The organism is Alkalihalobacillus sp. TS-13 (assembly GCF_019720915.1).
Taxonomy (GTDB): Bacteria; Bacillota; Bacilli; order Bacillales; family Fictibacillaceae; genus Pseudalkalibacillus.
Genome location: NZ_JAHKSI010000001.1, coordinates 2,829,397 through 2,853,622, shown reverse-complemented (window position 1 = coordinate 2,853,622; position 24,226 = coordinate 2,829,397). Strand labels below are relative to the sequence as shown.

23 protein-coding genes are annotated in these 24,226 nt (G+C 42.9%); 22 read left to right on the top strand and 1 reads right to left on the bottom strand.

All coding sequences use genetic code 11. The features are described 5' to 3' along the window. Positions 1 to 487: 487 nt before the first annotated feature. From KOL94_RS13850 to KOL94_RS13795, 12 genes are all read left to right on the top strand, one after another. Complete coding sequence (locus KOL94_RS13850) at positions 488 to 1,759, top strand: glycosyltransferase (protein WP_221566991.1); 1,272 nt, start codon at positions 488 to 490, stop codon at positions 1,757 to 1,759. Beyond that, positions 1,749 to 3,083 (top strand): flippase, encoded by a 1,335-nt coding sequence (locus KOL94_RS13845; RefSeq protein WP_221566990.1) that lies wholly within the window; start codon positions 1,749 to 1,751, stop codon positions 3,081 to 3,083. Before KOL94_RS13850 ends, KOL94_RS13845 begins: the two co-directional genes overlap by 11 nt. A gap of 15 nt (positions 3,084 to 3,098) precedes the next feature. Then, the gene (locus KOL94_RS13840) at positions 3,099 to 4,019 is read left to right on the top strand and encodes an NAD-dependent epimerase/dehydratase family protein (protein WP_221566989.1); all 921 of its coding nucleotides are present in this window, start codon (positions 3,099 to 3,101) and stop codon (positions 4,017 to 4,019) included. Beyond that, the gene (locus tag KOL94_RS13835) at positions 4,013 to 5,065 is read left to right on the top strand and encodes a Gfo/Idh/MocA family protein (RefSeq protein WP_221567723.1); all 1,053 of its coding nucleotides are present in this window, start codon (positions 4,013 to 4,015) and stop codon (positions 5,063 to 5,065) included. The genes KOL94_RS13840 and KOL94_RS13835 overlap by 7 nt, the downstream gene beginning before the upstream one ends. Before the next feature lie 19 nt (positions 5,066 to 5,084). Further along, entirely contained in the window at positions 5,085 to 6,425 is a 1,341-nt protein-coding gene (locus KOL94_RS13830; RefSeq protein WP_221566988.1) for a nucleotide sugar dehydrogenase, read from the top strand. Between the two features lie 16 nt (positions 6,426 to 6,441). After that, positions 6,442 to 7,494: a non-hydrolyzing UDP-N-acetylglucosamine 2-epimerase gene (gene wecB / locus KOL94_RS13825; protein WP_221566987.1), complete on the top strand. Its 1,053-nt coding sequence runs from the start codon at positions 6,442 to 6,444 to the stop codon at positions 7,492 to 7,494. 131 nt (positions 7,495 to 7,625) lie between these two features. Then, on the top strand, positions 7,626 to 8,873 hold the full coding sequence (locus KOL94_RS13820; RefSeq protein WP_221566986.1) for a glycosyltransferase family 4 protein: 1,248 nt from the start codon (positions 7,626 to 7,628) through the stop codon (positions 8,871 to 8,873). A gap of 4 nt (positions 8,874 to 8,877) precedes the next feature. Next, positions 8,878 to 10,002 (top strand): glycosyltransferase family 4 protein, encoded by a 1,125-nt coding sequence (locus tag KOL94_RS13815; RefSeq protein ID WP_221566985.1) that lies wholly within the window; start codon positions 8,878 to 8,880, stop codon positions 10,000 to 10,002. A gap of 15 nt (positions 10,003 to 10,017) precedes the next feature. Continuing rightward, positions 10,018 to 11,127: a DegT/DnrJ/EryC1/StrS family aminotransferase gene (locus KOL94_RS13810; protein ID WP_221566984.1), complete on the top strand. Its 1,110-nt coding sequence runs from the start codon at positions 10,018 to 10,020 to the stop codon at positions 11,125 to 11,127. Positions 11,128 to 11,336: 209 nt separating this feature from the next. Beyond that, positions 11,337 to 12,047 (top strand): N-acetyltransferase, encoded by a 711-nt coding sequence (locus KOL94_RS13805; RefSeq protein ID WP_221566983.1) that lies wholly within the window; start codon positions 11,337 to 11,339, stop codon positions 12,045 to 12,047. Positions 12,048 to 12,116: 69 nt separating this feature from the next. After that, positions 12,117 to 13,613, top strand: a complete 1,497-nt coding sequence (locus KOL94_RS13800) for an O-antigen ligase family protein (protein ID WP_221566982.1) — start codon at positions 12,117 to 12,119, stop codon at positions 13,611 to 13,613. Beyond that, positions 13,597 to 14,217: a hypothetical protein gene (locus tag KOL94_RS13795; protein ID WP_221566981.1), complete on the top strand. Its 621-nt coding sequence runs from the start codon at positions 13,597 to 13,599 to the stop codon at positions 14,215 to 14,217. The genes KOL94_RS13800 and KOL94_RS13795 overlap by 17 nt, the downstream gene beginning before the upstream one ends. A gap of 40 nt (positions 14,218 to 14,257) precedes the next feature. Here the strand turns inward: KOL94_RS13795 and KOL94_RS13790 are convergent, their stop codons facing one another. After that, positions 14,258 to 14,893 carry a YigZ family protein gene (locus tag KOL94_RS13790; RefSeq protein ID WP_221566980.1) on the bottom strand — a complete coding sequence of 212 codons (636 nt, stop codon included), beginning with the start codon at positions 14,891 to 14,893 and terminating at the stop codon, positions 14,258 to 14,260. A 239-nt stretch (positions 14,894 to 15,132) separates the two neighbouring features. On the opposite strand from KOL94_RS13790, the gene KOL94_RS13785 reads away from it, so the two are divergent. From KOL94_RS13785 to flgL, 10 genes are all read left to right on the top strand, one after another. Beyond that, on the top strand, positions 15,133 to 16,290 hold the full coding sequence (locus tag KOL94_RS13785; RefSeq protein WP_221566979.1) for a sensor histidine kinase: 1,158 nt from the start codon (positions 15,133 to 15,135) through the stop codon (positions 16,288 to 16,290). Then, complete coding sequence (locus tag KOL94_RS13780) at positions 16,287 to 16,994, top strand: response regulator transcription factor (protein WP_221566978.1); 708 nt, start codon at positions 16,287 to 16,289, stop codon at positions 16,992 to 16,994. Before KOL94_RS13785 ends, KOL94_RS13780 begins: the two co-directional genes overlap by 4 nt. A gap of 330 nt (positions 16,995 to 17,324) precedes the next feature. Next, positions 17,325 to 18,176: a DegV family protein gene (locus KOL94_RS13775; protein WP_221566977.1), complete on the top strand. Its 852-nt coding sequence runs from the start codon at positions 17,325 to 17,327 to the stop codon at positions 18,174 to 18,176. A gap of 34 nt (positions 18,177 to 18,210) precedes the next feature. Next, positions 18,211 to 19,710: an ATP-dependent helicase ComFA gene (locus KOL94_RS13770; RefSeq protein ID WP_221566976.1), complete on the top strand. Its 1,500-nt coding sequence runs from the start codon at positions 18,211 to 18,213 to the stop codon at positions 19,708 to 19,710. A gap of 53 nt (positions 19,711 to 19,763) precedes the next feature. Beyond that, complete coding sequence (locus tag KOL94_RS13765; protein ID WP_369010060.1) at positions 19,764 to 20,405, top strand: ComF family protein; 642 nt, start codon at positions 19,764 to 19,766, stop codon at positions 20,403 to 20,405. Positions 20,406 to 20,494: 89 nt separating this feature from the next. Continuing rightward, positions 20,495 to 20,890: a TIGR03826 family flagellar region protein gene (locus KOL94_RS13760; protein ID WP_221566974.1), complete on the top strand. Its 396-nt coding sequence runs from the start codon at positions 20,495 to 20,497 to the stop codon at positions 20,888 to 20,890. A gap of 30 nt (positions 20,891 to 20,920) precedes the next feature. Further along, complete coding sequence (gene flgM, locus KOL94_RS13755) at positions 20,921 to 21,184, top strand: flagellar biosynthesis anti-sigma factor FlgM (RefSeq protein WP_221566973.1); 264 nt, start codon at positions 20,921 to 20,923, stop codon at positions 21,182 to 21,184. A 12-nt stretch (positions 21,185 to 21,196) separates the two neighbouring features. After that, positions 21,197 to 21,700 carry a flagellar protein FlgN gene (locus tag KOL94_RS13750; protein ID WP_221566972.1) on the top strand — a complete coding sequence of 168 codons (504 nt, stop codon included), beginning with the start codon at positions 21,197 to 21,199 and terminating at the stop codon, positions 21,698 to 21,700. Positions 21,701 to 21,716: 16 nt separating this feature from the next. Continuing rightward, positions 21,717 to 23,255: a flagellar hook-associated protein FlgK gene (flgK, locus tag KOL94_RS13745; RefSeq protein WP_221566971.1), complete on the top strand. Its 1,539-nt coding sequence runs from the start codon at positions 21,717 to 21,719 to the stop codon at positions 23,253 to 23,255. Positions 23,256 to 23,264: 9 nt separating this feature from the next. Continuing rightward, positions 23,265 to 24,146, top strand: a complete 882-nt coding sequence (flgL, locus tag KOL94_RS13740) for a flagellar hook-associated protein FlgL (protein ID WP_221566970.1) — start codon at positions 23,265 to 23,267, stop codon at positions 24,144 to 24,146. Positions 24,147 to 24,226 lie beyond the last annotated feature (80 nt).

Here is a 24,226-nt window from a genome sequence, read left to right as displayed (position 1 = left end):
CTTCCAATGTTTTGGAGCTTGCCGGTTTTGGGTCAGCTCCTTTTTTATTATGCGAATTTACCCTTTATAGGGGAGGGAAGCCGACTTGTATGGACTCCATTTTTTCAAGGACAACCGTTAACGGACACAGGAGACCTTATTTATCCGATTTTGACTATAATTATAAAAATAGCGGACACCAGGGACCTTATTTTGTGGTTATCATACAAAATCAGTCGATTTATTCACACATAAGGTCTCTCATGTCCGCTAGCATACGGAATTATGGTTTTTTAACACAAATAACGGCTCTCATGTCCGCTAAATTTTTCGTACAGGCATTTTTAAATTATTTTGTGAAGCCTCTAGGTAATACAAGCTAAATAAACTCCACAGCGAAGACGCTTCTTGGAAATCAATCAAAAAGAGTAACAGAGTGCTTCCTTTTTGGTATAAAAACCCGAACATTGAGCTAAGAATTAAACTAATGAAGAGAGAGGGATTTTACATGAATTCAACATTGATCGTATTGACACAAAACTTTCCATACTTGCCCGGAGAGCAGTTTTTTGAAACGGAACTTCAATACCTGCAGAAGGATTTCAATAAAATCATTATAGCCCCAGTTGCTTATAAACCTGAAAACGAACAAAGAGAAGTGCCTGAGAACGTTCTTGTAAAACCATTGAGACGAAACGTGACCTCAGTAAAAGCTCTTACATATTTACGAAGGATAACTGTATTGTCTGATCCTCAAGCTATGAAATGGTTCAATGAAGAATTTGTGTCAGCTCGACGCCATGGGCTGAAAGGTGTATTGAAGCTGGTCAATTGGTTGAGCCTGGCCGTCAATATCCGAAAGCAACTTGAACGTCATTATGTGAAAAACAACACAAACCTGTCAGAGTGTGTTTTTTACTCGTATTGGTTAAGTCCTACAGCTATAGCATTGGGAATGCTTAAAGAAAAATCTGGGGAAACTATTAAGGGTGTTTCCAGAGCACATGGAGGAGATCTATACGCTTATAGACATAAACCTCCGTACCTTCCATTACAAGGAAAGACTATTACGAACCTTTACAAGCTTTACACGATTTCCTCTGATGGGAAAAATTATTTACAAAATCAATATCCTCACTTAATTCCTACTAAACTTTCGATTAGTAAACTGGGAACCGTCGGGGGAGAGCAAACCAATCCCCGAAATAAGGATGAGCAACTGCACATCGTGACGTGCTCTTATATGGTCGATGTGAAACGACTGGATCTGCTCATTGAAGCGCTGAATCGAACAAAGCTGAAATTGAAGTGGACACATATAGGAAATGGTCCTTTATGGGATCAGATTAATGAACTTGCAGCAGAAAAACTTCCATCTAATGTGGAGTGGGAGTTTCTTGGGTTTATGAATAATGCTCAAATTCGAGCGTACTATCAACAGACCCCGGTTGATCTATTCATGAACGTGAGTGCGAGCGAGGGAGTCCCGGTTTCAATCATGGAAGCGTTCAGTTGCGGGATCCCTGTAGTTGCAACAGATGTTGGAGGTACGTCCGAACTGGTCAATGATCAGAACGGAAAGCTATTGAAGAAGGATGCCTCACCAGAGCAAATTGCGGAGGCAATCGAGGCGTTTACTGCTATGTCGGACCTTGAATATGATTCAGTGAGTAAATATGCCTATGAAATGTGGGATGAGAATTATAATGCTGAGAGAAATTATGCTGAATTTTCCAAGCAGCTAAGCCTATTAGGAGGAAACCATCAACATGAAGGCTAGGAATAGCTTTGCGAAAAACAGTTTCATCACGATTACACGACAATTCACCAGTATCCTTCTTGGGATGTTGCTATTGATCGTACTCGCAAGATTTCTTGGCCCATCCGGACAAGGTCAGTATACACTCGTTATCTTATTGCCCCAGTTGTTAATGACGTTTTTAAATCTTGGGGTTAATACATCGACGATCTATTATGTGAGCCGTGACGAGATCGATGTTGATTCAGCAGTAAAGAACAATTTATATATTGGTATTTTCTTAAGTTTTGTTTCGATTCTGATCGGAATGGTGATTGCGCTCTTTTTTTCAGATCAATTTTTTGAAGAAGCATCAACAACATTTTTGTTATTAAGCTTGATCGCATTGCCATTCATGTTTTTGAATATCTATTTTCAGACCGTATTCCAGGGATTACAGCAATTCGGTGTGTTCAACACGATATTGATCATTACGCAATTAGGTACTTTGTTTTTTGTTAGCCTATTCATCATTGTGTTGGATTATGGACTCACTGGAGCTGTCGTCGCCTTTATTCTAGGGCATTTGATCACGACAGTTTCAATTGTTTATATACTCTATGCCAAATTCGGCTTCAGGTATGAAAAAGGGGTTTTCAATCTTGCATACTTCAAAAAGTCAGTCTTGTTTGGATTGAAAGCACATATAAGTAACGTGATGTCTTTTTTAAACTATCGAATTGATCTTCTTTTGTTAGGTTACTTTCTGAACCCTGCAGCAGTAGGAGTTTATGTGACAGCCGTCAACATCGGAGAGCGGATCTCGATTTTATCGCAATCACTATCGACGGTCCTGCTTCCCAGGATCGCATCAGTTGATGACGAAGAAGACCGCAATCGCGTTACATCGATACTGACGAGAAACTTTTTAGTCTTTGTGCTGTTGTTGACTATTGGTGTTTTTTTCTTTGCCGATTGGGTGATCGATTTATTATTCGGGGCACAATATGAAAAAAGTTCAGGCCTATTGAAATGGCTCATCCCTGGAGTAGCGGCATTATCGATTGACAGGCTCTTATCAAATGATATCGCCGGACGTGGAAAACCTGAGGTGAACATGTATGTTTCACTCTTCAACGTTTTATTCAACGTCGGTTTGAACATCTATTTGATACCTATTTACGGTGTGGTAGGGGCAGCCGTAGCGACTACGGCAACTTATATTTTAAGCCTTATTATCAAAATCTATTTATATAAGAAAGTGACAAGTTCGAATTATCGCAGTTTCCTTTTGATACAAAGAGAGGATTTCTATCTCTATTCGAATTTAGTCAAGCAATTGAAAATGAAAATGGCTGACAGATAATCGGAGGTTTTCTGAATGAAGGTCTTAATAACAGGCGGGGCAGGCTTCATAGGAACATACACGAAAGATCTTTTGAAGGAAAAAGGGCATCAGGTATTAATCGTGGACAATTTGTCTACAGGCAATCCAGACAATATTGAACAGAATGACACCTTCTATAAAGGTGACATTCAAAACCTTTGTGATCTGAAAGGGGTAGACGGCATAGATGTCATTATCCATCTTGCAGCTCAGATTCAGGTCCCTGTCTCTGTTCAAGACCCGATGTTTGATATGGAACAGAATATTGCTGGAACCATTAAAGTAGTAGAATTCGCGAAAAAAGCGAATGTTAAGAAGGTAATCTTCGCATCATCGGCAGCAGTATACGGTGATAATGAGCAGCTACCGATCCAGGAAGATAGTATTTTAGAACCGATGTCGCCTTATGGAATCTCAAAAATGACGGCTGAAAAGTATGTCGAGATTTTATGCGGCATGTACGGTATCGAATTTGTCATTCTGCGCTATGCCAACGTGTTCGGAGCAAAGCAGACCGCAAAAGGTGAAGGTGGCGTAATCAAGATTTTCTACGACCTTCTTGCTGAAGGGAAAACCCCGAAAATCGAAGGGGACGGCAATCAAACAAGAGACTTCATCTATGTAGAAGATATTGCGCGGGCCCATTACTATGCACTAGACACGCCAAGCGGGACGTATAACCTGAGCACGAACACTGAGATCACGATTAACGAATTATGCAGACACATGATTGAAGCGATGGGGAGAAATGTCACACCTGAGCATATCGCAGCTCGCAAAGGCGACATTTACCGGAGCTGTCTCGATAACTCTAAATTCATAAAAGCTTCTGGATGGGTACCAGTCTATTCCGTTGAAGCTGGAATCAACAGCATGATAAACGAACTTGATCATAAAGGAGTTAACGAATCATGAATTTCGCTATTGTAGGATGCGGGCATATTGCCAAGAAGCACGCGGAAGCTATTAAAAACAGTGAGGAAGCGTCATTGTATGCGGTTTGTGACACTATCCAAGAAAAGATGGCTCCTTTCTTCGAAGAGTACAGCGTAAAAGGATTTTTAAGTTTGGATGAGCTCTTAGAACAAGAAGATGTTGACGTAATCAATATTTGTACGCCAAGCGGGTTTCATGCCGATATTGCGGTCAAAGCCGCTCAAGCTGGTAAGCACATTGTTGTTGAAAAACCAATTGCGCTGACACTGGAGGATGCCAACAGAATTATTGCTGCCAGTAAGGAGTACGGAGTAAAGCTATCCGTTGTGCATCCAAACCGCTTTCGGCCGGTGATCATGGAAACAAGAAAGTTGATGGATGAAAATAAATTCGGGAAATTGAGCCATGCCAATGCAACAGTCCGCTGGAACCGAAACCAGGCCTATTACGACCAGGCGCCATGGCGTGGGACAAGAGCATTGGATGGCGGCGTCCTGATGAACCAGGCGATACACAATCTGGACCTGCTCATATGGCTGATGGGTGAAGTCGATGAAGTGTTCAGTATGGGTGCGACACGGCTCCGTAACATTGAGTCGGAGGATGTTTCCTTAGGTGTCGTCCGCTTCAAGAATGGCGCATTAGGTGTCATTGAAGCAGCGACAACCATTTATCCGAGAAACCTTGAAGAGACACTGAGTATCTTCGGTGAATCTGGAACCCTGAAAATTGGAGGAACGACAGCAAATCTGATCGAGCACATCAATATTGAGGGAATAGATGACCAGGTTTCAAATGAACTTATCGATCGCGTCAAATCAGACCCGTTTGGGAAACCAGGGCATCAATGGATCATTGAAGATATGGTAGAAGCCATCAAGAATGACCGGGAACCGATCGTTACAGGAAAAGACGGAAAGAACGCGTTAGCATTAGTCATTGCTCTTTATGAATCTGCAGACAGTAATCGTCCAGTTAAATTACTTGAAGAGTCTGCTGACACCAATAGACCAATCAAACTATAAGAAATGAGGGATTGTCCCAATGGCTATTTCAGAAAAGGCAATTTTAAATCAAAGCGCAAGTTCTCTGTTAGATAAAATCCTCAGTAAAAAAGCTACAATCGGAGTCGTTGGACTTGGGTATGTAGGGCTGCCGCTTGCAGTGGAAAAAGCGAAGGCTGGATATGATGTCATCGGTTTCGATATACAAAAGAAAAGGACAGACATGGTGAACCTTGGTGTGAACTATATCGGAGATGTCGTAGATGAAGAGCTCGTCAAGTATACACAAAACGGGAAAATCAAAGCGACAACGGATTATTCGCTGATCAAGGAAGTGGATGCAGTAGCGATTTGTGTTCCGACACCTCTTGACACTTACCAGCAGCCAGATACTTCTTATGTAGAAAGCTCAGGTAAGGAGATCGCGAAGCATTTGCATCCGGAAATGCTCATTGTTCTCGAAAGTACGACTTATCCGGGCACGACAGAAGAAGTGTTGAAGCCGATTTTAGAAAGTACAGGCTTAGTTTGCGGGGAGCATATTTTCATCGCTTATTCCCCTGAACGTGTCGATCCTGGAAACAAAGTGTATAACACGAAGAACACGCCGAAAGTGGTTGGTGGGATCACACCATCTTGTACAAAGATTGCTGCTGCCCTTTATCGAAATGTGCTTGAAGGAGATGTCCATGAGGTCTCCAGTCCTTCTATAGCCGAAATGGAAAAGATCCTTGAGAACACCTTCAGACACCTGAATATCGCACTGGCCAATGAGATGGCGATTCTTTGTAACAAGATGGGTATCGATGTGTGGGAAGTCATCAATGCCGCAGCTACGAAACCTTATGGGTTCATGGCTTTTTATCCAGGACCGGGACTCGGAGGGCATTGTATACCGATCGATCCATTCTACTTGACATGGAAAGCTCGTGAATACAACTATCACACACGATTGATCGAAATCGCTGGAGAAATCAACAACAGTATGCCTGAATTCGTACTAGAACGTTCGATGCAGATTTTAAATAAAGAGAAAAAGCCGTTGAATGGATCAAGAGTCGTCGTACTAGGAGTCGCCTACAAAAAAGATATTGATGATGTACGTGAATCACCAGTACTAGAGATTCTGGAAAAGCTTGATGAACAGGGTGCGGATTATGTAGTAGTGGATCCACATGTGAAATCGTTCAAGCTCGGGGAAAAAATCATCAAGCCGGTTTCACTATCAGAAGAAGTGCTGCACGAAGCAGATCTTGTTCTTTTGACCACTGACCATAGTCAATTCGATTATAAAATGATTGGCGAAGTTAGTCCTGTCATTTTCGATACACGTAACGCACTAAAGGAATATGCGAAGCCTGAAAAGTACTACAAGTTGTAATAATGGGAGCAATCACATGAAATTCATTACGATTTTAGGTGCAAGACCACAATTCATTAAAGCTGCGCCTGTGTCGAGGGAGTTAAGGAAACGGCATACAGAACTCATCGTGCATACAGGCCAGCACTATGATAAAAACATGTCGGATATTTTCTTCGAGGAATTGAATATCCCGAAGCCGGATTACAATTTGGAAATCGGAAGTTCCTCGCATGGAAAGCAGACAGGCCGGATGTTGGAAAAAGTCGAGGACATCCTTCTTACTGAAACACCAGACTATGTTTTGGTTTATGGGGATACGAATTCCACATTAGCTGGGGCACTTGCGGCTTGTAAGTTGCACATCCCTGTCGTTCATGTAGAAGCGGGATTACGCAGCTTTAATAAAAAAATGCCGGAAGAGATCAATCGGATTATGACGGACCATGTTTCGGAGTACTTGTTTTGTCCTACCAAGACAGCAGTGAAGAACTTGGAAAACGAAAATGTGGATGCGAAGATCATCAATGTCGGTGATGTCATGTATGACGCAGTCGAATATAATCGACAGCTTGCGGAAACGCAGTCTCGAATATTGGAAAACCAACAGATCAAACCTGGTTCGTATCATTTGATCACCGTGCATCGAGCTGAAAACACTGATGATCCGATCAAGTTGTCCAATATTTTAGATGCCTTTGCGCAAATAGAAGAAATGAAGGTGTGGCCGCTTCATCCACGAACGAAAAATAAAATTTCGGAGTACGGTCTTGATCTTTCTTCGATCCCGAATTTGAAAATCATCGAGCCAGTCGGTTATCTGGATATGCTAAAGATGGAATCGAATGCGAAAAAGATATTGACTGACTCCGGTGGTGTGCAAAAGGAAGCCTATTTTGTGCAAGTTCCTTGTGTGACGATGCGAGAGCAGACGGAGTGGGTAGAAACGTTAGAAGATGATGCAAACATTTTAGTCGGAACCAATACAGACGAAATCGTGCAAGCAGTGATAAAGGAAGTTGAACCATCCTATAAACCTTATTTCGGTTCAGCAGATGCAGCAGAGAAGATCGTTGAACAACTGACATGAATTTTGTTGATGTTTTCTAAAAGTTTTGTTGCAGATTGTCCTAGGAAAGCAAGTATATTTCCAAACTCAAAAACAACAATCTATGCGAAAACAGTCATTTTAAAAGTCATTCGACAAGTGAGGGTATTGAAATGCGAATCATCCTATTAAGTGAAAACTTTCCACCTGAAGTTGGAGCACCACAGATCAGACTGTATGAGATAGGAAAAGAATTGATCGCACGCGGACATCAAGTAGAGGTACTGACAGCATTCCCTCATCACCCGCATGGTGAAATTCCTGAAGAATACAAGGGGAAGTTTTATCAGTTTGAGAACTATGACGGAATCCCTGTCCATCGGACGTGGATCTATCCTTCTCCGAAAGGGAGTTTCTTACGCAGGCTTGCATCTTATTTTTCTTTTACATTCAGTGCCTTTTATTCTGTATTTAAGGCAAAGCCTGCAGACGTCATCATCTGCACGTCACCGCCCTTGTTTTTAGGAATCACCGGCTATATCGCTTCAAAATTGAAGCGGGCAAAGTTCATCTTCAATGTGGCGGATATTTGGCCGGAATCAGCTGTTGAGCTTGGCATCTTGAAAAATGAAACCTGTATCCGATTTGCTGAAAAGCTTGAACAATTTTTATATAAAAAGGCCTGGAAAATTGCGACCGCAACAGAAGGGATCAAGGAGTACATGCTTAAGCAAGGAAAAAACGAAGAGGATGTCTTCTTGCTGCCTAATGGTGTAAATACAGACCAATTCATACCTGGGATTGAGAATGCTGAAAAGCTTGAGTCGTTGAATCTGACTGGGAAAAAGGTCTTCACCTTCGCAGGAAGAATGGGTTATGCTCAGGCGTTGGATTCCGTATTGAAGGCCGCAAAATTGATTCAGGATCGACAATTAAATCATATCGCGTTTCTATTCATTGGGGATGGCCCTGAAAAACAAAAAATCGTTGATATGGCGAAGGAAATGGATTTACGGAATGTCACGTTCCATGATCCAGTGCCGGTCAGTGAGATGCCAAATGTCTATGCCATCACAGATTTCAGCCTTGTCACTTTGAAAAACATCGATTTGTTCAAGGGTGCTCGACCATCTAAAATATTCCCGGCGTTATCTTCCGGCGTTCCGGTTATTTTTTCAGGTGTAGGAGAAAGTGAAGAACTGATCACACAAAACAAATGCGGAATCATCTCAGAGCCTGAGAACCCTGAAGATCTTGCCGAAAAAATGATTGAATGTGCCGCAATGAGTGATAAAGACTATGGAGAACTATCCTGGAACGGACGGCGATTCGTAGAAAGGGAATATTCGTGGAGAAGTATTGTCGATGACCTGGAGGAAAATATTAAAGAAGAACCAGTCGAATTATTTGAAAGTTGTTGATCCAATGAAGATTTGTCACATAACATCCGTTCATTCGGGACTGGACACCCGGATCGTCATCAAAGAGTGTCAATCCCTTGCGAAAGCTGGGCATGACGTAAGCTACATCGTCCCGAAGGAAGAAAACCGAACAGAATATGGGGTCAAGATTGTAGGCGTTTCATCTAGTCCGCGACATCCAGTTGAACGGATTTTGAAGACGACGAGATCTGTTTTCGAAGCTGCTGAAGCTGAGAATGCAGATGTGTACCATTTCCACGATCCTGAGCTGATTCCAATCGGGATGAAGTTGAAAAAGCTAGGGAAAAAAGTGATTTATGATGTGCATGAGGATGTGCCAGAACAGATTTTATCAAAGCAGTGGATTCCGAAAAGAGTCCGGAAACTGATGTCGAAAGCTTTTGCACGATATGAAAAGAAAGCTTCAAGCAAGTTTGATGCTGTCGTTACCGCAACTCCTTATATCATGGATAAATTCCGTCCCCATAACCCAAACACAGTGACGGTCCATAACTATCCGATTCTTCGTGAACTTATCGATGAGGAAGATTCTGAACGAGGAATGGCGAGTATGGAAAGTGGCAAGGTCGTCTACCTCGGAGGCATTTATCGATTGAGAGGAATTGTCGAGATGATCAATGCCATGGAGTGGGTCAATCAGGTCAGTCCCGCTGAGTTGGTCCTTGGCGGTACTTTTGCTCAACCTGCACTCGAAGATGAGGTGAAGCAGTTATCTGGATGGAAACATGTCGATTACAGAGGGTTTTTATCACGTGAGGAAGTGAAACAGACGTTGGCTGAATCGCAGGTTGGATTAGTTTTGCTCCATCCGGAACCGCGCTTTGTCGTTTCCTTGCCGATCAAGATGTTCGAATATATGTCAGCAGGGTTACCGGTCATCGCTTCGAATTTCCCGCTTTGGAAAGAAATCGTCGAAGACAATGATTGCGGGATATGCGTCGATCCACTGGATGAAGCGAAAGTTTCAAAAGCGATACTTGAATTACTGGAAGACCCTGAGCGCTGCAGGCGATTGGGAGAGAACGGACGAAGAGCTGTTGCAGAGAAATATAATTGGGAAAAAGAGAGTGAAAGATTGCTCGAGATATATAACAATTTTAATGATTGAAATGAGGTTTCGGAAATGAATGTACCTATGCTGGATTTGAGTGAACAATATTTCAATTTGAAACAAGAGATCAACGCAGCGCTTGAAGAGGTGATGTCTTCTTCAAGGTTTATTTTAGGGGACAATGTCAAGAAATTGGAAACGGATATTGCAAGTTATAGTAACGTTAAGCATGGTGTAGGTGTAGCGAATGGCAGTGATGCACTTCATATCTCATTATTAGGATGCGGCGTGGAAGCTGGTGATGAAGTGATTTGTCCGGCATTCACGTTTTTTGCGACGGCAGGAGCGATCGCTCGGATCGGGGCTATCCCTGTATTCGTCGATATCGATCCGAAAACGTATAATATCGATCCTGAAAAAATAGAAGAAGCTGTAACAGAGAAAACGAAAGCAATCATCCCGGTCCATTTGTATGGACAGATGGCAGATATGGACGCGATTGTTGAGATAGCCGAAAAGCATGATCTCGCAATAGTTGAAGATGCAGCTCAAGCAATCGGTTCAGAATATAAAGGAAAGAAACCCGGGGAGTTAGGAACGACCGCATGTTATAGTTTCTTTCCGACTAAAAATCTCGGAGCTTATGGTGATGCTGGGATGGTAGTCAGTAATAATGATGAGATTGCTGAAACGATGCGCGTCATCCGTGTCCATGGTAGTAAGCCGAAGTACTACCATCATATTCTTGGGTATAACAGCAGGCTGGATGAACTCCAGGCAGCGATCCTCAACGTGAAATTCCCTCATTTGGATGAGTGGAGTTCCCTACGGAAAAAACATGCGGAAACGTACACGAAACTTTTGAAGGAGAATGTTGGGGAGAAGGTTGTGACCCCTTTCATCGAGGAACATAATAACCATATCTTCCATCAATACACGACCCGAGTTGAAAATCGGGATGATCTGCAAAAGTTTTTGAAGGAGAATGGTGTTTCGTCGATGATCTATTATCCGAAAGCTCTCCATCTGCAACCGGTATTCTCTGAATTAGGCTATAAAGAAGGCGATCTTCCGGAAACAGAGAAGGCTTGCGACGAAGTTCTATCCTTGCCGATGTTCCCGGAATTGAAAAAAGAGCAACAGGAATATGTTGTGGAAACGATAGCGAAATTTTATAAGTAACTTTAATTGTGGCACTTTTGTTGCGGAATAACCGTTACCGTTAACGGACACAGGAGACCTTATTTGGCGATTTTACACTGATTTTTTGAAAATAGCGGACACCACAGACCTTATTTTAGGAAAATCATTGTAAAAAAGCTGAATTGTTCACAAGTAAGCGCTCTGGTGTCCGCTAAATTCCAGATTATTAAAAGAAGTGAGGTCAAGGTATGTCCACTCCAACTTTAGGCGAAAATGTCGTGATCAAAGAAGGTGTTTCATTCGGTGAGAATGTGACAATCGGGAACAACGTCGTGATCTATGAAGGATCTGAAATTGGGGACAATGTCCTTATACAGGATAATGTCGTAATCGGGAAACAGCCAACCCGTGCTAAGAACTCGATTCTTCCCGATGTGAAAAAACTGCCTCCTACTAAGATCGGTGCGGGGTGCACAATCGGAACATCCTCGATCATTTATGCCAATGCTGAAATAGCTGAGGATGTTTTTGTCGCTGATCTCGCCACGATTCGCGAGAGGGTGAGGATCCGCGCTAAGACGATAGTCGGCAGAGGCGTAGCGGTAGAAAATGATTGCTCGATCGGTACAAAATGTAAACTCGAAACTAACTCCTATATCACTGCTTATTCGGAATTAGGCGATTATGTGTTTATTGCACCATATGTTGTAACGACGAATGATAATTATATGGCTCGTTCAAAAGAACGGTACGATAAATTCAAAGGCGTCACGATCAAAGATGGCGGGCGAGTGGGGGCCAACTCCACGATTTTGCCTGGAAAAACGATACATGAGGACGGGACAGTGGCCGCTGCCAGTGTCGTGACGAAAGATGTCGGAAAGGAAGAGCTGGTTGTTGGTTCACCTGCAAAGAAATTACGAGATGTGCCGGAAAATCAATTGCTCCGGAACCAATAAAGCCAAAAGGTGGCGTTTGGCCGTCTTTTTCGAACTAACAAAGAGAGTAGAAATCAGAAGGAGTTTACCATGAGGAATCTAGATGCAGCGTACACCAGAGTAAACCAAATCATATTGGCAATCTTATTTTCCTTCATACTTGGCTGGACCTTTCAACACGTGTATGTGTTGAACTCATGGAATGACCTGGTTTTGCCGGGGATTATGGTTGTTTCTTCTCTCGCCTTGCTTTATGTTGTGCAGAAAATCTTCCAATACCAGGTGCCTCTCACTTCTCTGGTGCTTTACCTTTTAATCGCAAGTTTCTTCATCGGACCCGGAATCATCAATGTAACAGCAGGTCCGATCAGTATCTTTCCTTATCGCATCTTCCTGATGGTAATGGGGATTTTATTTTTGTTCGAATTTGCTAGACCGAAGCATAAATTATCAACCGACTCCATTTACGTTAAACCTGCTCTCTATTTCTTTATGTATTGGGTAGGTTATAGTCTATTGTCGTTGAGCTGGGTAAAGTCATTAACATACGGAGCCAGGGACTTCATCTTTTTAACTTCAGGGATTTTGACGATCTTGTTTGTCGTCTTTTTCTTTTATAAAGAACGGGATTACGTGGTGTTTTTTTCGATTTGGATTGGTGCAGTCCTGCTTTTCATCTTATTCGGCTTTTGGAATCATCTGACTCATCAGCATTTGCCGATATCGAGGCTTGCAACTGCTCCGGATTATATCAGAGGAAGGCCGTCAGCGGTTTTTACGAATGAAAATGACTTTGCCAGCTTCATGGTCATCGGGATCTTTTTCGGGTTTGCCCTTTTTAACCACGCCAAAAAAATCTTGTTGAAAGGTTTAGGACTGTTCATCACCTTATCTGGGTTGTATCTGATATTGGTCAGTACTTCGCGGGCGAGTATCATTGCGATCCTTCTCGGTTTCAGCGTTTGGTTTATATTTTTAGCGAACCTTAAACAGAAGGTCAGGACGGTATTTCTGGGATCAGGTGCGGTCATTCTTGGAACGGTCTTGTTTTTTGAGCGTGTGATGTCTGCTGTTGGAAGCATTATTACTGAGGTTTCAAGTGTGGTAGGCGACCCAGGGGTTGAAGATGGTTCAGTCGATATCCGAAAAAACCTGTTGAGAAACGGAATGGCTTTTCTTCAGGATACGTATGGGGTCGGTATAGGAGCAGGGAATGCGGAGTACTATATAAAAAATGAAAGCATTTATCCGACGTTCGGCCAAACGAATTTACATAATTGGTGGGCGGAGATCATGGTGAACTATGGTGTCTTCATCTTTACGTGTTATTTACTTCTGTATATCGGGATGGTCATCAAACTGTTTAGAATCAATCGAACGTATGCCTCCTGGAAGGTGAAGATGATCAGTGAGAGTCTGATTTTGGGTCTGGTTGTGTTTTCGATTGCAAGTGTCAGTCCTAGCTCAATCATGACGTTAAGTTATACCTGGTTATTGTTCGCTTTCGGCTTAGGGTTTTTGAATTACATGCATCTGAACATAAAATTACGTGAGGGAGCCTTTGAAGATTATGCGTCATATCATTGATCGGACAAGAGTAAGGATAAGAAAACTATTGTGGCTGCTGCTTCTTTTGCCGCTCTTGACTGGAGCGATTTCTTACTATATGGCAGCGCAAGCCCCGGTTGTCAGCACTGCAACTGTAGAAATCATGCTCGGGAACTTTCAGGACAGTATTTTAACAAATGATACAGTTATGATGGAGAAGCTGAAGACGGAGAGATATTTGCAACAGTTGACAACCTCCGACGAAGATTTTTCGGATATGTCGGTTGAATTGAAAGAAGGGAAGATCCTTACGCTTTCATTAACGGATGAGGACGAAAAGAAAGCGGGGGAACGTTTGCATCTTGTCATTGCGTCTCTTTTAGATAAAAGTGAAGAGGTTTATGAACAAAAGGAAGAGATGCTGAAAAAACAAGTTGAAGACATGGAACAACACAATCCTGGCGCAGAATCCCTACCAAAGGTCACTGACGAATTGTTGAACTTGAGAGAAACGGAAATCCATCAAGAAATGTCAGTAACAACGACGGATGGTGGAGCGGTGAAGAGAGGCATATTCGGTGTTATTGTCGGTCTGATGCTAAATGTATTTATTTTAGCTGTGCCGGAAGTTTTCAGAGACTGATGGAGCGGCATCCATCCGCTCCATGACCAAGGGCAGTACTCTATACATCTTGCTCCAGATACTCTGTTTCAGATGTATCAGATATATGAGTGTTTCCACTTGATAGATCGGTAATCCAGTCAATGAGTGTGTCCCTTTCATTAACAGGTACATAGACTTGAAATTCAACATCATCTAAGTAATTGATAGTCTTAAGCGGGTAGTCTGAGTTTCTTATTTCATTTTCAAATTTACCTAATAGGGAATAATTAACCCGAAATGCCACGATATTCATCAATTTCCGCTCCACGATTCCTGTCGAATCAAGTCCTTCTGATGTAGAAGTCCCGTATGCACGGATCAACCCCCCGGCACCGAGTTTAATTCCCCCAAAGTAACGGGTAATTACTACCACTGTATTTTTCAATTTTCTCTTTTTTAAAACTTCAAGGATTGGGACTCCAGCCGTACCGCTTGGTTCACCATCGTCATTTGCTTTTTGAATTTGGTCATTTTCGCCTATAAGATACGCTGAGCAATTGTGATTCGCATCATGGTGCTTCTTTTTGATCGATTGGATGAAGTCTTGAGCTGCTTGTTCAGTTTCAGCCCTTTCGACATATGCGATAAATCTTGATTTTTGAACGTTTATTTCGTGTTCTCCGTAACCTTTTACGGTATAATATGATGAGAGCATATAAACCTCCAGATTGGTTGAGTCCTTTTTCAATTATATATCTGGACTTATCTCCCATCAAATTTTAGAAATAATAGAAAAAAATTGAGTAAGAAAGTCATAAATTCCAAAATTATTTCGAACTGTGTAATAATTAATAAGGGAAAATTTTGGATATAGGACTTTTCGGTTAAATGGGTAAGAAGGACCTAGTGCCTAGAGGGGATTGTTCGTTACAGTAGTATTGGAGGCAGATTATCATGAACCCTACAAAAACGTTTGATCCAAGCAGTATCGATTCAATCCTGGATAAAACGATCGCCACCGTTACTGAAAGTAAAGAACAAATCTTTGATATTGGCGAACAATCAAGAGAAGAATTTGAACGTTTATCGAGAGAATTGAAAGAAATCAGAGAATTGGTGTTAGAAACGATTCAACGCGGGGATGTACTGGAAACAAAAGCTCGCCTTGCTCGGACGAAGCTGGCTGAGGTCAGTAAACATTTTGAGCGGTATGGTGAAGAAGAAATCAAACAAGCTTATGAATCTGCCAGCCAGTTTCAAGTAGAATTGATTTCGATACGCCAGAAGGAAGCGTCTTTGCGGGAGCGTAGAGATGATATCGAGCGGAGACTCCTCACGTTAGAAGAAACGGTTGAGCGGGCAGAACGATTGGTCAGTCAGATCAGTGTCGTTTTAAGTTATCTGGACAGCGACCTGCGTAAAGTCGGTGAAATCGTCAAAGATGCCAAAGAAAAGCAGGATTTCGGTTTACAAATCATCGAAGCGCAAGAAGAAGAGCGAGGGCGTGTGTCACGGGAAATCCATGATGGTCCAGCTCAAATGCTTGCGAACGTTCTATTACGCTCAGAATTGATTGAAAAAATATACATGCAAAAAGGTGTCGACGAAGCGCATAGAGAATTGAAGGATTTGAGACAGATGGTCAAGAATGCTTTGATCGAAGTCCGACGGATTATCTATGATTTGCGGCCGATGGCACTTGATGACCTGGGGCTGATCCCGACACTGGAAAAATATCTTCGTACTGTCTCGGGATCTACGGGAATCCAAATTGGTTTGAAAAGTCTTGGCAACGAACGGCGCCTACCATCGAAAATGGAAGTAGCTACTTACAGGCTGATCCAGGAATCTGTGCAAAATGCATGTAAACACGCACAGGCGGCTGAGATTCAGGTGAAGGTCGAGTTTCAAGATGAAGTGTTGTCGATCCTGGTTCGAGATGATGGTGTTGGATTCGATCAGACACAGAAAAAAGATCAATCTTTTGGCATCATCGGAATGAAGGAACGAGTCGATTTATTAGAAGGCACCATAAAAATTGAGAGTAACCCTGGAAAGGGAACTATGATATTCATTCAAATACCATTAAGTAAGCAGGAGGCATGGAAATGACACAAGTAAACGCCGTGAAAACAAGAATCGTATTGATTGACGACCATAAACTGTTCCGTGAAGGTGTAAAACGTATTTTAGACATGGAAGAAAATTTTGAAGTAGTAGCAGAAGGTGACGATGGACAGGATGCTGTCGACTTGATCGACTCCTATTCCCCTGATGTCGTGTTGATGGACATCAACATGCCGAATATCAATGGTGTTGAAGCGACACGCCGTTTGGTTGAACGTTTTCCTGAAATCAAAGTCGTCATCCTTTCCATCCATGATGATGAGGCTTATGTGACACATGCTGTACAAACTGGCGCATCCGGGTACTTGTTGAAAGAAATGGATGCAGATGCATTGATCGAAGCGGTAAAAGTCGTTGCTGACGGTGGAGCATACCTGCACCCGAAGGTAACCGTGAACTTGTTAAGTGAATTCCGTCGCATCAAGACACACGGCGGAAATTCTGGCGGAGAAGTTGGCTTTAAAGAGGTGGAGTACCGCAAACCGCTTCACATTTTGACACGGCGTGAGTGTGAGGTCTTGCAAATGCTAGCCGATGGGAAAAGCAACCGCTCGATTGGCGAAGCGCTTTACATCAGTGAAAAGACCGTCAAAAACCATGTGAGTAACATCCTGCAGAAAATGAACGTGAACGACCGTACCCAGGCAGTCGTCGAAGCGATCAAAAACGGCTGGGTGAAAGTGAATTAAATTAATTGAGATGGACCTTCTGGCGTGCCAGAAGGTTCTTTTTTATGATGAGGTTGGGGAGGGAGCGGCGTATCTGGACAACTTTATGGATTTACTGGACAAAACTGCGGATTAACTGGACAAATTTGGAGGTTTTCTGGACATAACTTCGATTTTTCTGGACAAAACTCAAGATTATCTGGACATTTAAACTTTATTCCTAATATGTGTGGCGAACCATCTCTAAAATTTTCATGTTCATTTCGACATTATTCCAGTAAAATAGGGAAGGTAATTCAGAGTTTTAGTCAAATACATAGTGTAGGAAAATAAATAGAAAGGATTAATTAAATGCATAAAGTTGCAATTATTACAGATAGTACGTCTTATCTGCCAAAGGATCTGCGGAACAAATACAATATCAAGATGGTCCCGCTGAACGTCATTTTTGAAAATGAATCCTATCAGGAAGAAACAGAGCTTACTGTGGATGATTTTTACCAGCAGGTACGTGAAGGCGGAAAGCTGCCGAAAACGTCACAACCAGCAGTCGGTTTGTTCGCAGACCTCTATGAAAAGCTAGCTGCTGAAGGATATACCGATGCCATCGTCATTACGCTCTCAAGCGAAATCAGCGGTACGTACCAGAGTGCTGAAACTGCCAAATCGATGGTAAACTCGATCAATGTCGATGTGTTCGACTCTGAAATCAGCTGCATGCCGCAAGGGTTTTTCGTTTTAGAAGCAGCGAAAATGGCAGAGCAAGGGCAGGCTGCGAAAGTCATCCTATCACGCCTGAAGGTCATCCGAGCAAAAGGGATCCCGGCTTACTTCATGGTCGACGATCTGAGCCACTTGCATCGGGGCGGTCGTTTGAACAGTGCGCAATTTTTCGTCGGTAATCTGCTTCAAGTCAAACCGGTCCTGCAATTCGTCGATAAAAAGATCGTTCCATTTGAAAAGATCCGCACACGTAAAAAAGCACTTAAACGTTTGTTTGAATTGATTCATGATGATGTTGGGAAAGACGAAACGGCACAGATTTCTGTCATCCACGCCAACCGTGAGGAAGATGCGAAGGGGTATGCGGAAGAGTTACGTCGGGATTTTCCAAATGCAGAAGTTATCATCACTTATTTTGGCCCGGTAATCGGTACGCACCTTGGTGAAGGCAGTATCGGGCTGACATGGATCAAAGAATAATGCACTTATCCAATTTATACAGGTGGCAAGACTGATGCGTTTTGCCACCATTCCTTCAAAACATGGACCCGCCCTTTGTCCCGAGCCTCTGCTTGATCAAGACACCTCACTTCTTCCAATCAGCAAAATCGATGAATTACCACATCCACCACTACAACCTGATTATCATTTCAATCGCGAGCTGCAAAATTATTTAATCGGCCGTCATCTCCTATTTGATGAAATCCCGTTTCCTCTTGAAAAAATGCACGACCATTATTTACATGGTTTTATTCGGTATGAAAAAGGAATAACAAAAGATAAACATGGATTCTCCTGTCAAAGGTGCGGGAACCGTGATAAAGCGTTGTTTGCTGCTTTTGTCTGTTACCGCTGTAAAGCAGAATGCACATACTGCCGAAACTGCATCATGATGGGGCGGGTTAACCAATGTACCCCGTTGTTAAGCTGGAATGGACTGAGTCCAAGCTTTAACGTAGAGGAACCGATTTTACGATGGGACGGGAAGTTGTCTGAACTGCAATCGAGGGCAGCTGAAAAAATTAGTGATTTAGTCGGTCATTCTGCAGAGCTATTGGTCTGGGCAGTCTGTGGTGCAGGAAAGACTGAGATCTTATTTCCTGGCATTGAAAAAGCGCTGCGAGCAGGATTACGTGTATGCCTTGCTACCCCGCGGACAGATGTTGTCACAGAACTTTTACCGAGATTTGAAAGCGCATTTCCGGGCGTTGAGGTCCAGGCACTTTACGGCGGGCATTCCACTATCGATAGTCCAACCCCACTTGTTTTATCCACTACCCACCAATTATTCCGTTTCAAAGAAGCATTTGATGTCATGATCGTCGATGAGGTAGATGCTTTCCCATATTCGTACGATGAAACATTGCAGTTTGCCGTCGAAAAAGCTTGTAAAGAAGAGGCAGCGCGGATCTATTTGTCGGCAACCCCTTCCGAAAACCTGTTGTCCCGTGTAAAAAAGAAATACTTAGATGTCATCCATATCTCGAAACGGTTTCACGGTCATCCATTACCTGTCCCGAGGGTTGAGTGGTGTGGGAATTGGAAGAAAGGTTTGAAGAAAAAGCGTCTCCCGAAAGTTCTATTTGATTGGGTGAAAGAAAGACTCGATAGCGACCGGCAATGTTTTCTGTTTGTCCCTACTGTAAAGCATTTGGATGATGTGTTTGATTGTTTGAAAGATCATGGTTCTGTGGATTTCGTTCATGCGGAGGACCCAGATCGGAATGAGAAAGTAAATCGATTTCGAAAAGGAGAGATTACGATGCTGATTACGACGACCATTCTCGAACGAGGTGTGACGGTACCGAAGATCGATGCCGCCGTATTCGGTGCTGATCACGATGTGTTCACCTCCAATGCTCTCGTGCAGATTGCCGGGAGAGTGGGCCGTAGTATAGAAGACCCATATGGCGAGGTGGTCTATTACCATTATGGAAAAACGAGAGCGATGGTGTCGGCAAAACAGTCAATCGAACAGCATAACAGGCGGACATCCGAAAAAGTGAACACATGAAATGTCTTTATTGTAAAAACTTGTTTATTTCTGCTGTAGGTTGGAGAGATTTGTTGGGGTTAGATGGTGAGCCTTTGTTGTGCGGGGAATGTCGGGGAAAGCTAGTTCTTATCGAAGGAGAGATTTGTCAACAATGCGGACGTGCTTTTTCGCTATTTCCCGAGAAATATCGGCAAAACGACATTTGTCTGGATTGTGTCGAATGGAGCCGAAGAGGGCGCTCCATCAGTAAAAACCGCTCGTTGTTCCTGTATAATTCATTTTTACAGGAATGGATGGCACAGTTCAAATATCGAGGAGATGCAGAATTGATCAAGGCGTTCAGCGACGAGTTGCGCACACTTTTTAAAAAGGAGTTCAGAGATACAATTGTTGTCCCGATACCACTTAGTGAAGAAAGACAATACGAACGTGGATTCAACCAGAGTGAATTGATTGCTATATCGCTTGGCGCTACGGTCGTAGATGCTTTGGAAAGACCTCTGCATGAAGAAAAACAAAGTAAAAAGTCCCGGGTAGACCGTCTTGAAAATCAAACAGTCTTTACTTTTAAAAGTAGCGCAGACATCCATGGGAAATCTATTACTTTAGTCGATGATATTTATACGACAGGAGCGACTGTCGAGGCTGCAGGTAAGATTTTACTAGAAGAAGGTGCGCGAAAAGTCATGTCTTTTACAGTCGCAAGAGGGTAAATCCTACTAAACAAATGAAAAGGCTAAACTTTCAATTTTAACAACCGATATATGTACTAGATATAGTAGAATTGAAGGAGAGAGCATCCATGGCGGAGTTAGCCAATTGCCCGCAATGCGGACGCATATTCGCGAAGTCGTTTAGACAAGTGTGCGATACATGTTATAAAGAAGAAGAAAAGATGTTTGAACTCGTGTATAAATTCATCCGCAAGAAAGCGAATCGAGAAGCATCATTATGGGAGGTACACGAAGCAACGGGTGTGCCAGAGAAAACGATCATCCGATTCGTAAAAGAGGGCAGGATACGCGCTAATCAATTACCGAATATCGCTTATCCATGTGAACGTTGTGGAAAGAACATTCAAAACTGTCGGATTTGTGTGAATTGTAACGATCGCATGAAAAAAGACTTACATTCACATGATGAATCGACCCAAAAACGTATACAAGAGGAACGAATAACTTATCATACAGAAAAATAATCCAAAGGTGGAAATGAGGAGGAAATTCCATTGAAAATCAATCGATATGGAAACATCTCAAACAACCCATACAAACACCAGCTTAATAAAACGGCAGAAACGCAACAGCAGCAAGTGAAGCAAGATAAAATCCAGATTTCAAAAGAAGCGCTGGAAATGCAGAAAAACCACGGTACTTCAACAGATCGCGCTGAAAAGATCGAGCACTTGAAAAATGAAATCCAATCTGGAAACTATCAGGTAGATTCAGGGAAAGTCGCGAAGAAATTCTTCGACTTTTGGACGAAGAGCTAAGGGTGTGAGCATATGAGGGTGGATCGTATGGTCGGGCTGTTGTCCGATTTACATAGTCAGCACAAATTGCTTTTAGAAATTTCCGTACAAAAGACGGAAGCCTTGAAGAAAAACGACATAACTGTGTTGGATAAACTGTTGAGCGAAGAGAACAAGTGCATCCAAACCATTGAACGGATTGAAAATGAACGGGTACGTGAAGTCGAAACGCTATTGAACGCACAAGGCATCGTCATTGATGAAAACCCTTCGCTGGCCCAGTTGTTACGGTTTTATGACCATGAAGGACAAGCGAAGCTCATTCATGCACAAAATCAATTGAGACAAACGATTCAGGAGCTTCAAGAACAAAATGAGTTGAACCATGAATTGACAAGGCAATCGCTGCAATTCGTCAATGCTTCATTATCATTAATGGAGCCGAAAAAACCGACAGCGAATTACGGACGACCTGGCCAAACGAGCCAACAGAACGGGTATCAAAAATCACGATCGATATTTGATTCTAAAGCATAGGAAAGGCGGAAACACCATGTCTTCTACGTTTCACGGACTTGAAACATCACTCAGAGGGTTACGGACCCATCAAAGTGCACTAAATACAACTGGACACAATATCTCGAATGCAAGCACACCCGGATACTCCAGACAGCGTGTCAATTTTACACAGACGGAAGCATTCCCGGCTCCTGGACGAAACCGGCCGCAGATTCCTGGACAGCTTGGTACTGGGGTAGAGGCGGGTTCTGTTCAACGTGTGCGTGAAAGTTTTTTGGACTTGCAATTCCGAGGTGAAAGTACAAAATCAGGATATTGGTCTGCGCGTAGTAATGCCCTTCAAAAGATGGAAGAAATCATAAACGAACCGTCTGACCATGGATTAGGAAAAACAATGGACCGATTCTGGCAATCGCTGCAGGACTTGGCGGTCAACCCAGAGGATTCCGGTGCACGTTCGGTTGTTCGTGAGCGCGGGAAGGCACTGGCAGGGACGTTCAATTATTTGTCAGGTTCACTCACTTCGATTAAAGACGATATCAAGCTGCAAATTGATAATTCAGCCGATACGATCAGCTCAATTGCTGAGCAGATCAATGATTTAAATCGACAGATCGGTGAATTGGAGCCGCACGGATATCTGCCAAATGACTTGTATGACAAGCGGGATCTGTTGGTCGATCAGTTGTCGGAACTAGCGAACGTGAAGGTTTCGAAGGTTGACAGTGGCGGCGATGACCTGGAAATTGCTGAAGGGAAGTACACGATTCAATTGGTTGATGACAGCGGGACGGCAATCGGAACGCTGGTTGATGGGGAGAAGCTTAATTGGAATGAACTGAAGGTCGGGTATCAAGATGGAAAGGCAAACACCTTTACGCTGACTGAGTATGACAAGGATGGGAATGCGACAGGTAAAGCACCTGAGGCGATTAATTATACAGCGAAAGGGCAGTTGTTAGGGCAAATTGAAGCCCATAATGAAGTTTATCCAGAAATGTTGTCGAAGCTTGATGAAATGGCATATCAGTTTGTAGAAGCATTCAATGCTCAGCATCAAGCGGGTAAGGGACTGGATGATTCTACTGGCTTAAACTTTTTCAATATACCTGATCGTACTGATGGAACGAAGGTTGATGCATCCGATTGGTCTGGAGCAGCATCCTTGATCAAGCTCGATGCAAACATCACAGGCGATAGCGGTTTGAATAAAATCGCAGCGTCAAGTGATGGAAATGATGGAGACGGTAGTAACGCATTGTTACTCTCAGATGTGAAGGATGAAACGTTGACTTTCCAATCCGGAGACGCAACTTTCCAAAGTTTTTATGAAGGCGCAATCGGTGAAATGGCAGTTGATACACAGCAAGCCAATCGTTTGAAGGGCAATTCTGAAACATTGAAACAGTCGGTGGAGGAACGTCGCCAATCTGTAAGTGGCGTTTCTTTGGATGAAGAAATGACGAGAATGATGCAGTTCCAGCATGCGTATAATGCAGCTGCGCGGAATATCACCAGTATCGATGAAATGCTTGATCGGATCATCAACGGCATGGGTCGAGTAGGAAGGTAGGGGTTTAAGATGCGTGTTACGCAAAGTATGTTGACAGGAAATATGCTTCGTAATTTAAGCCAGAGTTATGAGCGGATGGGCAAGTATCAGGATCAGCTCGCGACAGGGAAGCGTATCAACAGACCTTCTGATGACCCAGTCGTCGCGATGAAAGGCATGGAATACAGGACGAACCTGACGGAAGTTGAGCAGTTCAAGCGTAACTTGTCAGAGGTCTATAACTGGATGGATAACTCGGATGCAGCTCTGGATGAAGCCGGACAAGCTTTGCACAGAATCCGTGAGTTGACAGTTCAAGCGAGCAACGGAACGTATGAGGATGGGCAACGAAGTGCTATTGCAAAAGAAATCAGTCAGATTCGTGACCATTTGATTGATATTGCAAATACAAGGGTTGCAGGGAAGTATATATTCAACGGGAACAATACGACTGAAGCACCAGTTATGGCTGATGGGACACTAGCTGCCACCGCGAATGATAATTCAGTTGAAATTGAAGTGTCAAAAGGAATCAAGGTAAGGACGAATATTACACCAAGCAATGTGTTTTCTCAGGATCTATTTGATGATTTGAAAAAGTTAGTTGGGGAACTTGAAAATCCTTCATACACCGATGAAGAAATTGGGGATTTTCTTTCTAATCTGGATACTCATATGGACAACACAACGGCAGAAAGAGCGGAACTTGGAGCACGTTATAACCGTGTTGAAATGATCAGTGATCGTGTTGCGGAGCAAGAGGTCATTGCTAGCCGGATCTTATCCGATAATGAGGATGCGGATATGGAACGTGTTATCATAGATTTGAAAACTCAGGAAAGTATCCATCGGGCAGCTTTAGCAGCAGGTGCTCGTATTATTCAGCCGACGTTAATGGATTTCTTAAGATAAAGTATACGATTTATAAACGGCGAATTTCTTCGTTTCTTGGTTTTACCGCTCCTCAAAACAATCGTGCCTTGAACTTCTTG